This is a genomic window from Pseudomonas sp. 57B-090624 (assembly GCF_003234055.1).
Lineage (GTDB): Bacteria > Pseudomonadota > Gammaproteobacteria > Pseudomonadales > Pseudomonadaceae > Metapseudomonas > Metapseudomonas tohonis.
In genome coordinates this window covers 78,358-91,054 of record NZ_QKRU01000007.1, presented here as the reverse complement: position 1 = coordinate 91,054, position 12,697 = coordinate 78,358, and the positions used below count along the sequence as shown (strand labels likewise).

The window sequence follows — 12,697 nt, the reverse complement described above, 5'->3', positions numbered from 1 at the left end:
GAGCCTGCAAACCTCCACATCGCTCAATGGCGGACTGCGCGGGGAGACCCTGAGGTCTGCCGGTCTACATCTCGCCGGTTCGTCAACCCCGCGTGGTCCGCCACCCTTACCTTGACGAAACAGAGTGGCGGCTCCTGTACCCAGAGATGGAGCTTCACCATGCACGATGCATTTATCCCCCTCTCCTTCTACCGCCACAACCGCCCGCTGCGCGCGCTGATGCTGGACAACCAGCCCTGGTTCGTCGCGGAGGATTTCGCCCGCATCCTGGGCGTGCAGCATCCGCAGACCCTGCACCGTCGCCTTGGCGGCGACCATGCACGGCGCGTGTTCCTCGCCTGCGCCAGCGGCCTGGAGGAACCGGTGGATGTGATCAGCGAGGCCGGCCTGTACAAGGCGCTGGTGCGCTTCGGCCACCCCGAGAACCCGCACCTGGAGCGCTGGCTCAATCGCCAGGTGATTCCCACGCTGCGCGATGCCCATGCGTGTGACCGCCAGGTGCCGCGTCGCGTGTTGCTGGCCTGGCAGGGCACGCGGGTGGTGATGCTCGACTGGCAGGGGGAACTCTGGGTGCCGCTGGAGGACATGCCGAGCCTGGTGTACTCGGGCTAGGCAGGTCACTTTTGTGGGAGCGGTTTCAACCGCGAAGGTCCGTGCGCCGGGCCTGATCGCGAATGAATTCGCTCCCACGGGGAAGACCCGTGCCGCTCGGTATTCCCCGGGCTACGGGCATGCCGCCTGCTGCGGGAGCGGCCTGGAGCCCCTTGGCCTAGTCGTCGTGGAAGCGCCGGGCGATGTCCTGGAACCGGGGGTGGATGCGGGCGAAGGCGTCGGTGATGTCCGGGTCGAAGTGATTGCCCCGCCCCGCGAGGATGATCGGCACCACGTCCTCGTGAGGCATGGCGGCCTTGTAGCAGCGCTTGCTGATGAGCGCGTCGTACACGTCGGCCAGGGCCATCAGCCGCGCGGAGAGTGGGATCTCGTCACCGGCCAGCCCGGTCGGGTAGCCGCTGCCGTCCCATTTCTCATGGTGGTGACAGGCGATCTCCTTGGCCAGGCGCAGGAACTCCACTTCCACCCCCAGGGCCTCCTCGGCGTGGACGATGGCTTCCTTGCCCAGGATGGGGTGGTTCTTCATCTGGGCGAATTCCTCGGGCTCCAGCTTGCCGGGCTTGAGCAGGATCCGGTCCGGCACGCCGACCTTGCCGATGTCGTGCAGGGGGGCGGACTTGAACAGCAGGTCGATGGTCTTGGGCGTGAGTTCATCCTGGAAGCGCGGGTGGTCGCACAATTCCTCCGCCAGCAGCTTCACGTAGTGCTGGGTACGCAGGATGTGGTTGCCGGTCTCGTTGTCGCGGGTTTCGGCGAGGGACGCGAGGGAGTGGATGGTGATGTTCTGGATCAGCTCGTTCTCCCGGGTGCGCCGCTCCACCTCCTGTTCGAGGTAGGCGTTCTGGTTGTAGAGCAGGTCCCGCGCGGTCTTCAGTTCCAGGTGGTTGCGCACCCGGGCGAGGACGATGGCGGGGGTGATGGGCTTGTGGATGTAGTCCACGGCGCCGAGGGCCAACCCGTGGGCCTCGGCGCTCTCCTCCACCTGGGCGGTGAGGAAGATCACCGGCACGCCGCGCGCCTGGGGGATTTCCTGCAGCGCCTGCATCACCTGGTAGCCGTCCATGTGGGGCATCACCACGTCGAGGAGGATGAGATCCACCCGGGTGCCCGAGGCGAGGATGTCCAGGGCGCGCTGGCCATTGATGGCGACCTTGACCCGGTAGTGGGGCCCCAGCAGGGCGCTGAGCAGCGAGAGGTTCTCCGGCGTGTCGTCGACCACCAGCAGGGTGGGTTTGCTGTCGGGATCCATCAGGTTGAGCATCGAAGGTGACCTCACTCCATGTTGAACAGGTCGGGCCTGGCGGTCCGGAGTTCGTGCAGATGTGCCAGGGCATCGGTGAAGCGGAACTGCGTCATGGCCTCTGCCATGGCCGGCGCAGCGCCGCCCAGGGCATCGTCGAGCGATGGCCGGTGCTGCTGGAACAGGGCCAGGGCATCGGCGTCGTCATCGGCCAGCAGGGCCATCAGGCGTGCCACCAGGCCGGGCATGTCGGGTGCCTCCTGCCCGGGCGGGGCGGCGTTCTCCGCCGGCAGCAGCGCTTGCAGGCCCTCGGCCAGGCGCTGCTGCAGCTGCACGCCTTCCTCGGCCAGGGCCAGGAGGCCGCCGAGGTCTTCCTGCCCGGACAGGGCGCCTTCGAGCCGGGCGGAGAGTTCCCGCAGCGACTCGGCGCCCAGGGTGGCGGCGATGCCCTTCAAGGTGTGGGCATGACGGTGCGCTTCCTCCCGCTGGCCGGCCCGCAGGGCGGCGACCAGGTTCTGCATGGGCTGGCTGCCCTGGCGGGCGAAGCTGCGCAGCAGGTCCTCGTACCACTGCCAGTTGTGCATCAGGCGCTGCAACGCCGTCTCGGCGTTCAGGCCCAGTGCCTGCAGCGGCTCCAGCCCATGCTCCGGCGAGGCCGGATGCGGGGCTGGCGGCTCGCTCGGCGCCTCGGCCTGGTGGGCGAAGGCGGGCAGCCAGCGCAGCAGGGCGGCATAGAGTTTCTCGGGGTCGATGGGCTTGGCGATGTGGTCGTCCATGCCGGCCTCCAGGCAGCGCTCGCGGTCGCCGGCCATGGCATTGGCCGTCATCGCCAGGATCGGGATGCGCGCCCCGCCCTGCTCGCGCTCGCGCAGGCAACGGGTCGCAGCCAGGCCGTCCATCACCGGCATCTGCATGTCCATGAGGATCAGGTCGACGGGCACCTGGGCGGCCATTTCCACCGCAATGGCGCCGTTCTCGGCCACCACCACCTCGGCGCCGACCAGCCGCAACAGCCCTTTGGCGACCTGCTGGTTCAGCTCGTTGTCCTCGGCCAGGAGAATCCTCGCGCCATCGAAGCGCTGGGGCACGGGCGGGCCGGCGCTGCGCTGGGGCAGGGAGGTCGCCTGCTGGCCGAACAGGCCGATGAGGGTGTCGAACAGCACGGAGGCGCACACCGGCTTGACCAGTACCCGGTCGAACCCGGCGCCTTCGGCCTCGCGGAACACCTGTTCGCGGCCGTAGCCGGTGACCATGATGCGGTGGGGCCGGCTGGTCATGCCGCGCGCGATGAGCCGGCGCCCGGTCTCGATGCCGTCGAGCCCCGGCATGTGCCAGTCCAGTAGCACCACGTCGTAGGGGCGCCCGTCCTGTTCGGCGTCAGCGATCATCTGCAACGCCTGCTGGCCCGATTCGGCCGTATCCACGGCAAAGGTCATGCTGGCGAGCAGGGTGGCGAGGATGTTGCGCGCGCTGGGGCTGTCGTCAACCACCAGCATGCGCCGGCCGCGCAGGTCCAGGCTGGGCAGGTAGCGGGCGCGTCGCCGCCCCCGGCCGAGCCTCGCGGTGAACCAGAAGGTGCTGCCCTGGCCCGGCTCGCTGTGCACGCCCACCTCGCCCCCCATCAGTTCCGCCAGGCGCCGCGAGATGGCCAGGCCCAGCCCGGTGCCGCCGTACTTGCGGGTGGTGGAGGTGTCGGCCTGCTGGAAGGACTGGAACAGCCGCTGCTGCTGCTCCGGGCTCATGCCGATGCCGGTGTCCTGCACGGAGAAATGCAGCAGCACCTCCTCCGGCCAGGTCTCCAGGCAGTTGACCTTGACCAGGATCTCGCCCTGCTCGGTGAACTTGACCGCGTTGTTGGCGTAGTTGATCAGGATCTGGCCCAGGCGCAGCGGGTCGCCGAGCAGCAGCGTGTCCAGCCGGTGGTCGATCTCGAACAGCAGTTCGATGCCCTTGGCCTCGGCCTTCTCCCCCACCAGGGTGGCGAGGTTCTCCAGCACGTGGTCGAGGTCGAACTCGATCCGCTCCAGGTCCAGCTTGCCGGCCTCGATCTTCGAGAAGTCGAGGATGTCGTTGATGATCCCCAGCAGGTGCTGGGCCGAGCGCTGGATCTTGCTCAGGTAGTCGAACTGCTGCGGGTCGAGGGGGCTCTGCAGGGCGAGGTGGGCCATGCCGAGGATGGCGTTCATCGGCGTGCGGATCTCGTGGCTCATGTTGGCGAGGAAATCGCTCTTGGCCCGGGTGGCGCTTTCCGCCAGGACATAGGCCTGCTCCAGTTCCTGGTTCTTGGCCTGCATCAGGGCGAAGAGTTCCTCGCGGGAAGGCTCGGCGAACTGCTGGCGCATGCGCCGCTGCAACGCGGCATCGGGCCAGCGTGGCAGCCGGCAGGACAGGGCGAGCCCGCCCTCCGCCAGGACGAGCAGGCGGACGCCGCCCTGCAAGGCCCTGGGCAACTGGTGCTGCAGCGGCTGGTCCGCCGACAGGCCGAGCCCCAGCTCCTGGGTCCTGTCGTCCAGCCACAGCTGCAGGTGCAGGGCGGGCACGGTGGCCGCCAACTGGCGTACCAGCTCGGAGGTGGTGCTCGCCAGCGGCGCCATGAAGGCGGGGTGCGGATCGATGCAGGCGAGCACCTGCGCGACCTTGCGCCGGGCCGCCAACGCGGAGGCCGGGCCATTGAGGGTGATGTCGCCGACCACGTGCCGCATCTAGCCGCCCTCGCCTGCCAGCACGCGCAGCACGATGCAGCTCGCATCGTCGGTGCTGCGCCCGCTGTGGGTGATGACCTGGCGGGCCAGTGACGCCGGATCGGCACCCAGGTCGAGCAGGCCGTCGCGCAGGTTCAGCGTTTCGCTGACCCCGTCGGAGTACAGCATCACGACATCCCCGGAATCGATCGGCTGGCGTTGCAGCAAGGGCGTTGGGTAGCGCTCGCCGAGCACGCCGTCGCGGGAGACGCCGCGCCAGGCCTCGCGGCCCCGCAGGCAGATGCGGGTGTTGCCGATGCCGGCGTAGCTCAGCTCGCCGCGCTCGCCGTTGACCAGCGCCACGCCGGCCGCCGCGCCACGGGTGCCGATGCAGTGCTGGTGCAGCAGCTGCAGCAGGCGGGTGGGCTCCTGCTCCGGGGTCTGCTGCAAAACCGCCTCGAGGGCACGGGCCAGCTGGTGGGCCGAGGCGCCATGGCCGCTGACGTCGATCAGCACCAGCGACACCCCGTCCGGCCCTGCCCGTGTGAAGGCCAGGTCACCGGAAACGCGCTCCGGGTGGCAGGGGCGGTTCTCGCTGGCCCATTCCAGTTGCAGGCCCCCCCGCCCCGCGCCCGGTTCCGGCAGGAAGAGACGCGCGGTATTGGGGGCCGGCCCCAGCCACTTGCGCGCCAGTACCTGCGTACCGCCCTCCGGCGGCAGGGTGATGGACAGCTCGGACATCATCCGGCGCACGCCTGGCAGCCCCAGCCCCAGGGTGCCGGAGGTGCTGTAGTGGTCCTGCACGGCCTTGTGCACGTCCTCGATGCCGGGGCCCTGGTCACGAGCGACGATGTCGATGCAGGGACGACCCTCGGCCTGGTTGAGGGCCAGCGTCACCTCGCCCTTCACGGCGTACTTGAGGATGTTGCTGCCAAGCTCCGACACCACGGTGGAGAGCATCGCGCGGTCCACCTCGGACAGGCCGGCAAGGAAGGGCAGCCGGCGCACCGACATCACCGCCAGGTGCAGGTCCACGTCGTGGCGCAACGGGTAGCGGGCCTCCCTGGCGTCGCGTTCCCCGGCCATGGCCTAGGCCGCTCCCTTGCAGCTGCGCGCGTGGGCCAGGGCGTCGTCCATGTCGATGAAGCAGCGCAACGGGCCGGGGTCGGCATCGGCCAATGCGAGGAAGGCAGCGATCCCGGGATTCAGGCCCACCAGCAGGCAGTTCGCGCCGAGCAGGCGGCACACGTCGGCCACCTTGCGCACTTGCTTGAACTCGTGGTGGTCGAGCAGCGTGACCGCCGAGAAATCCAGCAGCACGGCATGCTGGCGCCCCGAGAGCAGGCGTTGCGACAGCACCTGCATGAAGCGCTGCATGCCCTCGTCGCCCAGGTCCGGGCGCATGCTGACGACGATGCAATCGGCGACGTCGGCGATGCCCAGGTCGTTGCTTTCCAGCTCCATGACCGCCTCCTAGAGCGCGGACCCGACTCGCTTGAGGGCGATCTCGAAGGCGTCGCGCAGGGTGGCGGTGGTGCGGATGTCGCCCACCGAGACGCCCAGCTCCACCATGGTCCGGGCGATGGCCGGGGACACCCCGGAGATGATCGCCTCGCAGCCCATGAACTGGGTGGCCTTGGTGATCTTGATCAGCTGGTTGGCGACGCCGGTGTCCACCGTGGCGACGCCGGCGATGTCCAGCACGAAGACCCGGGCGCGGGTCTCGGCGATCTTGGTCAGCGACTTGTTCATGACGTCGGCGGTGCGCATGGAGTCGATGATGCCCACCAGGGGCAGGAGGAGGATGCCGTCCCAGATGGGGGTGACCGGGGTGGACATCTCCTGCAGCGACTTGTGCAGCTCCTCGCGCACCCGGGCAGCCTCCTCGGCCTCCTCCATCGCCTGCTTGAGGCGGCGGTTCTGCTCGACCTGGGCGGTGATGTCGGTGGCGAACTTGACGATCTTGCAGGGCTTGCGGTCCAGGTCCAGCACCGGGTTGTAGGAGCCCTGGATCCAGACCTCGTGCCCGTCCTTGGCCACCCGGCAGAACTCGCCGGCCAGGTACTCGCCGCGCCGCAGGGTGTCCCAGAAGGCGCGGTAGTCCGCCGACTGGGCGTAGTCCGGGTCCACCAGAAGGCGGTGGTGCTGGCCCTTCAACTCCTCCAGCTGGTAGCCCACGGTCTCCAGGAAGCGCGGGTTGGCGTCGAGGATGGTGCCGTCCAGGGCGAACTCCACCTTGCCCATGACCCGGCTCAGGGCGTTGATCTGGCCTTCGAAGTTGGCGGTGGCCTGCTTCTTCTCGGTCAGGTCGATGGCGTACTCGAGGATGCGCTGGGTGCGGCCCTCGGCATCCTGCAACGGGCAGCAGCCGCCCCGCAGCCAGACGTCCCGCCCCTGGCTGTCGCGGTAGTGGAGCTCCCCCTCCCAGGCCTGGCCGTTGCGCAGTTTTTCCCAGAGCGCCTCGTAGGCCGGGGAGCGGCTCTCCTCGGGAGGAAGCAGGATGCGATGGGACTGACCGCGAAGGTCGGCCAGGTCGTACCCCGTGACACGGAGCAAGCGTGGATTGGCGTCCAGTATCCGCCCGTCCGGGGAGACCTCCAAACGGGTCATCACCTGATCGACGGCGCCCAACTGGGCCTGAGCAAAGGCAAAAGCAGAAGCAGAGTCGAACTGATCAGAGGAGGCTTGAACGTCCATGGTCTCTCCGAGAGGAAGAGGTGTTGACTCAGGGCTACAGGAGTTATAGCCCAGCGGCACCGATTGCGAGGGGGCAGCGCCAAACACCCGACCGGCGCTTCGCCGGGGGCGATGTAACGGGCTATGGACTGGTGAGGCGCGAAGCTCGGTCGCCCCATCCCTGGGGCTCGATGGGTCAGGGTTGCTCCAGCGCCGCCACCAGCGCCTTGAGGAAGCGCGCGGCCTCGCCGCCGGTGACGGCACGGTGGTCGAAGGTCAGCGACAGCGGCAGGATCGGGTGCACCGCCGGCTTGCCCTCCCAGGCCACCACTTCGTCGCGGATGCCGCCGGCACCGATGATCGCCACCTGGGGCGGCACCACCACCGGGTTGGCGTAGCGGCCGAACAGGGTGCCGAAGTTGGACAGGGTGAGGGTCGCGCCCATCATTTCCTGCGGCGGGATGGAGCGCGCCTGGACGTCCGCGCGCAGCCGCGCCATGCCGGCCTTGAGGTCTTCGGCGCTGCGCCCGCCCACATCGCGCAGCACCGGGACGAACAGGCCGTCCGGCGTGTCGACGGCGATGCCGAGGTCGAGCTTGTCATGCCGGCGGATGGACAGCACGCGGCCATCGAACCAGCTGTTGAGGATGGGCTCCACCTGGCAGGCGGCGGCGATGGCCTTGCCGAGGCGGATCAGCGGATCACGCGCCCGTTCCCAGCGGTGCAGGTCGGCGTCGCCGTAGATCGTTACCGGCACCACCTCGGCGTGGGAACGCGCCATGTTGATCGCCATGCTGCGGCGCACCCCGCGCAGGCGCTCGCCACCGAAGCGGTCGCGGGCGCTCTGCGCGGCGGCCTCGACATCGGCGCGGGTGACCAGGCCTTCGGCACCGCTGCCCTGCAGCCCGGCCAGCTCGACACCCAGCCGTTGCGCCAGCTGGCGCACCGCCGGGGTAGCACGGGGCGCGAGGTGTTCGCGGGTGGAGGGGGCGGCGCCGACGAAGAAGGCGTCGGCACGGGCATCGCCTCCGCCCTCCAGGCGCCCGACCACGGTGCCGGCGTCGCTGTCCTCGCCCTCGTAGGCCAGCAGCGGCTCGCCGACATGGAGGATGTCGCCCTCGCGGCCGAACAGCTTGGCCACCACGCCGTCGTGAGGCGCGGGGATGTCCACCAGGGCCTTGGCGGTTTCCACCGAGACCACCAGCTGGTCGGCGTGCACGCTGTCGCCGGCCTTGATGTGCCACTCGACGATCTCGGCCTCCTGCAGGCCTTCGCCAAGGTCGGGCAGTTTGAAATGCTTCATGGTCGTCTCCTCGGCTCGTCAGGCGTAGTCCAGCACCAGTTCGCAGGCCGCGAGGATGTCCTCGGGGCTGGGGATGTAGAGCTGCTCCAGGCGGTACAGGGGCGGCGGGATATCCGGCGCGGTGACGCGCTGGATCGGCGCCTGCAAATCGAGCAGTGCCCGTTCGTAGAGGCTGGCGGCGATCTCAGCGCCCACCCCGCAGGAGCGCGGCGCCTCGTGCACGATCACGCAGCGCCCAGTCTTGCGCACCGAGGCTTCGAGGGTGTCGAGGTCCAGGGGCTTGATGCAGGCGACGTCGATCACCTCGGCGCTGATGCCCTGCTCCTCCAGGCGCTGCGCGGCCTGCAGGGTCTCGTGGACGCTGGCGCCCCAGCTGACGAGGGTGATGTCGGCGCCCTCGCGCAGGGTGAAGCAGCTGTCCAGGGGCAGGCGCTGGCCGTCGTCCACCAGGGGTTGCGGATTCATCCGATACAGCCGCGTGGGCTCGAGGAAGACCACCGGGTCCGGGTCGTCGATGGCCGCCAGCAGCAGGCCGTAGGCGCGGGCCGGTGACGAGGGGATGACCACGCGCACGCCGGGGATCTGGGCGAAGATCGCCTCGGTGCTCTCGCTGTGGTGTTCCGGCGCACGGATGCCGGCGCCCATGGGGCTGCGCAGCACCATGGAGCAGCCGAGGCGGCCCCGGGTGCGGTTGCGCATGCGGCTGGCGTGGGACACCAGGTGCTCCATGGCGGCGTAGATGAAGCCGAGGAACTGGATTTCCATCACCGGCTTCAGGCCCTGGGCAGCCATGCCGACGCAGAGCCCGGCGATCATGGTTTCCGCCAGCGGCGTGTCGATCACCCGCTTGAAGCCGAAGGCCTCGCGCAGGCCGAGGGTGGCGCGGAACACGCCGCCGTTGACGCCGACGTCCTCGCCCAGCACGACGACGTTCTCGTCCTCTTGCATGGCGCGATGCAGGGCCAGGTTGACGGCTTCCAGCAGGGCGCGCCTTTCCAGGGTCACAGGCTTATTCATGGCGGGTCACCTCGCGACGGGCAGCCCGCTCCAGGAGCATTTCGCGCTGCTCGGACAGGGGCGTCGGCCAGCGGGCATAGACATGGTCGATGACGGATTCCACCGGCTGGTTGCCGGCCGCCTCGAAGCGCTCCACCGCCGCCTGGACCTCTTTCTGGCACTCGGCGATGAGCGCCTGCTCGCGGCCCTCGTCCCACACCGCGCTGGCGGCGAGGTAGGCCTGCAGACGCTTGATGGGTTCCTCCTGCCAGGCCTTCTTCACCTCGTCGGCGCTGCGGTAGCGGGTGGCGTCGTCGGCGGTGGTGTGATCGCCCAGGCGGTAGCTGATGCACTCCAGCAGCACCGGGCCCTTGCCGTGGCGGGCCCGGTCCAGGGCCGCGCGCATGCGGTCGTAGACGGCGAGCATGTCGTTGCCGTCCACCTGCTCGCCGGGGAAGCCGGCGCCGATGGCCTTCTGCGCCAGGGTGGCGGCGCCGCACTGGATGCTGCGCGGCACCGAGATGGCCCACTGGTTGTTGTTGACCACGAAGACCATGGGCAGCTGCCAGGCACCGGCGACGTTGAGCGCTTCGAGGAAGTCGCCCTTGCTGGTGGCGCCGTCGCCGCAGGTGGTGACGGCGACCCGGTGCTGGCCACGGATCTTGAACGCGGTGGCCACCCCGCAGGCGTGCAGGGCCTGGGTGGCGATGGGCACGCAGAGCGGGAAGTCCTGCGCCACGGCCGGGTCGGCGTAGGCGCTGCCGCGTTCGTCGCCGCCCCAGTAGAGGAGGATCTCCTCCATGCGCACGCCACGCATGAGCTGCACGGCAGTGTCGCGGTAGTAGGGCACCAGCACGTCCTCCTTGCGCATCAGGCTGCCGATGGCGACGCCGATCGCCTCCTGGCCGAGGGTCGGCGCGTAGGTGCCGATGCGGCCGGTGCGCTGCAGGGCCACGGCCTTCTGGTCGAACAGGCGGGTCAGGACCATCTGCCGGTAGAGCCGGGTCAGCAGGTTGAAGTCGTCGGCCCAGGCGGGCAATTCGCCGAGCAGGCGCCCTTCGGGGTCCAGGTGGCGCGTGTAGGGGATGTCGATCCGTGGGTTGTGCATGTCACTCCTCCTCACCTCATGGGTGCTTCAAGGGTGGCGGCGCTCGTGGCGCCGCATGGGGGACGGCGGGCCGGATCACGGCCCTGGTCCCGGCTCCCGCGACGGGCGCGGGAGGCCCCGCTCAACGGTTGAGCAGGCGCTCCGCCAGGGCATCGGCGACGCGCGCGGGTGAGCGCTTGTCGGCCTGGGCGTGGGCGTAGATTTCGGTCAGGCGCTGACCGATGCGCGACAGGTGCGCGGTGATGGCGGGCAGTTCGTCACCCTTGTGCCTGAGGGCGACGTAGATGAGCCCGCCGGAATTGATCACGTAGTCGGGGGCGTAGAGGATGCCGCGGGCCTCCAGCCCGTCGGCGCTGTCGGCGCTGGCCAGTTGGTTGTTCGCCGCGCCCGCCACCGCCGCGCAACGCAGCTGGGGGATGGTCTGCGGGTTGAGCACGCCGCCCAGGCCGCAGGGGGCGAGGATGTCGCAGGGCGTGGTGAGCAGCGCTTCGCTGGCCACCGGCTGGGCGCCGAGCTGCTCCACCGCCAGCTGCACGCGGCCGGGGTCGAGGTCACTGACCAGCAGCTCGGCGCCGGCCGCCACCAGTTGCTCGGCAAGGGCGAAGCCGACGTTGCCGAGCCCCTGGATGGCCACGCGCAGGCCTTCGAGGTCGTCGCTGCCGAGGCGCGCCCGGGCGCTGGCGCGGATGCCGGCGAACACGCCCATGGCGGTGTGCGGCGAGGGGTCGCCGGCGGAACTGGTGCTGGTGACGTGGCGGGTCTGCTGGGCGATGCAATCCATGTCGGCGCTGGAGGTGCCGCTGTCCACTGCGGTGATGTAGCGCCCGCCCAGGGACTCGATCATGCGGCCGAAGGCTTCGAACAGCGCGGCGCGGTCATCCACATGGGCGGGACGCATGATCACCGCCTTGCCACCGCCCTGCTCGAGGCCGGCGAGCGCGGCCTTGTAGCTCATGCCCTGGGCGAGGCGGATGGCATCGCGGATGGCGCTTTCTTCATTGGGGTAGGCCAGGTATCGGCAGCCACCCAGCGCCGGGCCGAGCCGGGTGTCGTGGATGGCGATGACGGCGCGGAGCCCGGTGACCGGATCCTGGGCGAGGTGCAGCGCTTCGAGCCGCGCGGCCTCCATCATGCTGAACATGGCGAGCCCCTTGCTGACTTTAGGAGCCAGTATAGGCGTCAGCCGCCGCAGCGGGTCACCGCCCGCCCACTGGACGAAAATCCAGGGGCCGGCTACAAACCTGAGGCGAACTGGAGATGCCTCATGACCCCCCGCCAACACTGCCTCGCCTGCCTTGAAGCCGACCCGCCCGCGACCCTGGAAGCGGCGTTCTGGATCGCTGCCGAGCATGAGCCGGCAGTGAACCCGGTGGCACTGATGCGTGATGTCGCCGGCCTCGCCCAGCAGGTAGCCGCCGGCCTGCCGCAACTGCCGGCGGTGGAGTTGGCGCAACCGCTGCTGCGCCGCCTCAGCGAGCTGGACTTCAACGAGGACGACGACCAGCCGCTGCGCCCCCGTGCCGCGCTGCTGGACCAGGTGTTGCTGCGCCGCCGCGGGCAGCCGTTGTCCCTCGCCCTGCTGGCCCTTGAGCTGGCCCGGCGCCTGGACGTGCCGCTGGTGGGGGTGAACTTTCCCGGGCACTTCCTGCTGCGCGTGCCCGGTGCCGATCACCTGCTCGACCCCTGCGGTGGGCGCCGCCTCTATACCCGCGACTGCCGCGAGCTGCTGCTGCGCAACCTCGGCCCCAAGGCCGAACTCCAGGCCGGCCACCTGCAACCCTGCACCCCCCGCGAGCAGCTGCAACGGCTGTCACGCAACCTGCGCCAGCTGCACCTGCAGGCGGAGAAGCCGCTGGAGGCGCTGAAGGACGCCGAGCGGGTGCTGGAGCTCGGCACCGCCAACCTGGTGGACCACCTCTCCCGCGCCGACATCTACAAGCAACTGGAATGCCCCCAGGCCGAACGCTTCGACCTGCAGCACGCCCTGTTGCTCTGCGAAGACCCGGCCCAGCGCCTGCTGCTGACCCAGCGCCTGGAGCAGCTGGGGCAGGCGGCGGCACCGGCGTTGCACTGAGTGGGCC

At 69.7% G+C, this 12,697-nt stretch carries 11 protein-coding genes; 2 read left to right on the top strand and 9 right to left on the bottom strand.

Annotated elements, in window-relative coordinates; genetic code table 11:
• Positions 1-159: 159 nt before the first annotated feature.
• Complete coding sequence (locus DMX10_RS05040; protein WP_111260061.1) at positions 160-612, top strand: BRO family protein; 453 nt, start codon at positions 160-162, stop codon at positions 610-612.
• A 157-nt stretch (positions 613-769) separates the two neighbouring features.
• Here DMX10_RS05040 and DMX10_RS05035 read toward each other — a convergent pair whose 3' ends face one another.
• The 9 genes from DMX10_RS05035 to DMX10_RS04995 form a co-directional block, all read right to left on the bottom strand.
• Positions 770-1,873 carry a two-component system response regulator gene (locus tag DMX10_RS05035; RefSeq protein WP_111260060.1) on the bottom strand — a complete coding sequence of 368 codons (1,104 nt, stop codon included), beginning with the start codon at positions 1,871-1,873 and terminating at the stop codon, positions 770-772.
• Between the two features lie 11 nt (positions 1,874-1,884).
• Complete coding sequence (locus DMX10_RS05030; RefSeq protein ID WP_111260059.1) at positions 1,885-4,554, bottom strand: hybrid sensor histidine kinase/response regulator; 2,670 nt, start codon at positions 4,552-4,554, stop codon at positions 1,885-1,887.
• Positions 4,555-5,619 (bottom strand): SpoIIE family protein phosphatase, encoded by a 1,065-nt coding sequence (locus tag DMX10_RS05025; protein ID WP_111260058.1) that lies wholly within the window; start codon positions 5,617-5,619, stop codon positions 4,555-4,557.
• A gap of 3 nt (positions 5,620-5,622) precedes the next feature.
• Positions 5,623-5,997, bottom strand: coding sequence for an anti-anti-sigma factor (locus tag DMX10_RS05020; RefSeq protein WP_111260057.1), 375 nt, complete (start codon positions 5,995-5,997; stop codon positions 5,623-5,625).
• Between the two features lie 9 nt (positions 5,998-6,006).
• Positions 6,007-7,143 carry a PAS domain-containing protein gene (locus tag DMX10_RS05015; protein WP_218281309.1) on the bottom strand — a complete coding sequence of 379 codons (1,137 nt, stop codon included), beginning with the start codon at positions 7,141-7,143 and terminating at the stop codon, positions 6,007-6,009.
• 262 nt (positions 7,144-7,405) lie between these two features.
• Positions 7,406-8,512, bottom strand: coding sequence for a dihydrolipoamide acetyltransferase family protein (locus DMX10_RS05010; RefSeq protein ID WP_111260055.1), 1,107 nt, complete (start codon positions 8,510-8,512; stop codon positions 7,406-7,408).
• 18 nt (positions 8,513-8,530) lie between these two features.
• On the bottom strand, positions 8,531-9,529 hold the full coding sequence (locus DMX10_RS05005) for an alpha-ketoacid dehydrogenase subunit beta (RefSeq protein ID WP_111260054.1): 999 nt from the start codon (positions 9,527-9,529) through the stop codon (positions 8,531-8,533).
• A complete protein-coding gene (pdhA, locus tag DMX10_RS05000; protein ID WP_111260053.1) occupies positions 9,522-10,616 on the bottom strand; it encodes a pyruvate dehydrogenase (acetyl-transferring) E1 component subunit alpha in 1,095 nt (364 codons plus the stop codon). Before pdhA ends, DMX10_RS05005 begins: the two co-directional genes overlap by 8 nt.
• Positions 10,617-10,737: 121 nt before the next feature.
• Complete coding sequence (locus DMX10_RS04995) at positions 10,738-11,757, bottom strand: Glu/Leu/Phe/Val dehydrogenase dimerization domain-containing protein (protein ID WP_111260052.1); 1,020 nt, start codon at positions 11,755-11,757, stop codon at positions 10,738-10,740.
• Between the two features lie 123 nt (positions 11,758-11,880).
• Between DMX10_RS04995 and DMX10_RS04990 the strand changes: the two genes are divergently transcribed.
• Entirely contained in the window at positions 11,881-12,690 is an 810-nt protein-coding gene (locus DMX10_RS04990; protein ID WP_111260051.1) for a SirB1 family protein, read from the top strand.
• Positions 12,691-12,697: the final 7 nt, after the last annotated feature.

What these genes read in the sequence shown, in the direction of transcription:
- DMX10_RS05040 (WP_111260061.1), top strand. Translation starts at nt 160, where the DNA reads ATGCACGATGCATTTATCCCCCTCTCCTTCTACCGCCACAACCGCCCG.
- DMX10_RS05035 (WP_111260060.1), bottom strand. Translation starts at nt 1,873, where the DNA reads ATGCTCAACCTGATGGATCCCGACAGCAAACCCACCCTGCTGGTGGTC.
- DMX10_RS05030 (WP_111260059.1), bottom strand. Translation starts at nt 4,554, where the DNA reads ATGCGGCACGTGGTCGGCGACATCACCCTCAATGGCCCGGCCTCCGCG.
- DMX10_RS05025 (WP_111260058.1), bottom strand. Translation starts at nt 5,619, where the DNA reads ATGGCCGGGGAACGCGACGCCAGGGAGGCCCGCTACCCGTTGCGCCAC.
- DMX10_RS05020 (WP_111260057.1), bottom strand. Translation starts at nt 5,997, where the DNA reads ATGGAGCTGGAAAGCAACGACCTGGGCATCGCCGACGTCGCCGATTGC.
- DMX10_RS05015 (WP_218281309.1), bottom strand. Translation starts at nt 7,143, where the DNA reads ATGACCCGTTTGGAGGTCTCCCCGGACGGGCGGATACTGGACGCCAAT.
- DMX10_RS05010 (WP_111260055.1), bottom strand. Translation starts at nt 8,512, where the DNA reads ATGAAGCATTTCAAACTGCCCGACCTTGGCGAAGGCCTGCAGGAGGCC.
- DMX10_RS05005 (WP_111260054.1), bottom strand. Translation starts at nt 9,529, where the DNA reads ATGAATAAGCCTGTGACCCTGGAAAGGCGCGCCCTGCTGGAAGCCGTC.
- pdhA (WP_111260053.1), bottom strand. Translation starts at nt 10,616, where the DNA reads ATGCACAACCCACGGATCGACATCCCCTACACGCGCCACCTGGACCCC.
- DMX10_RS04995 (WP_111260052.1), bottom strand. Translation starts at nt 11,757, where the DNA reads ATGTTCAGCATGATGGAGGCCGCGCGGCTCGAAGCGCTGCACCTCGCC.
- DMX10_RS04990 (WP_111260051.1), top strand. Translation starts at nt 11,881, where the DNA reads ATGACCCCCCGCCAACACTGCCTCGCCTGCCTTGAAGCCGACCCGCCC.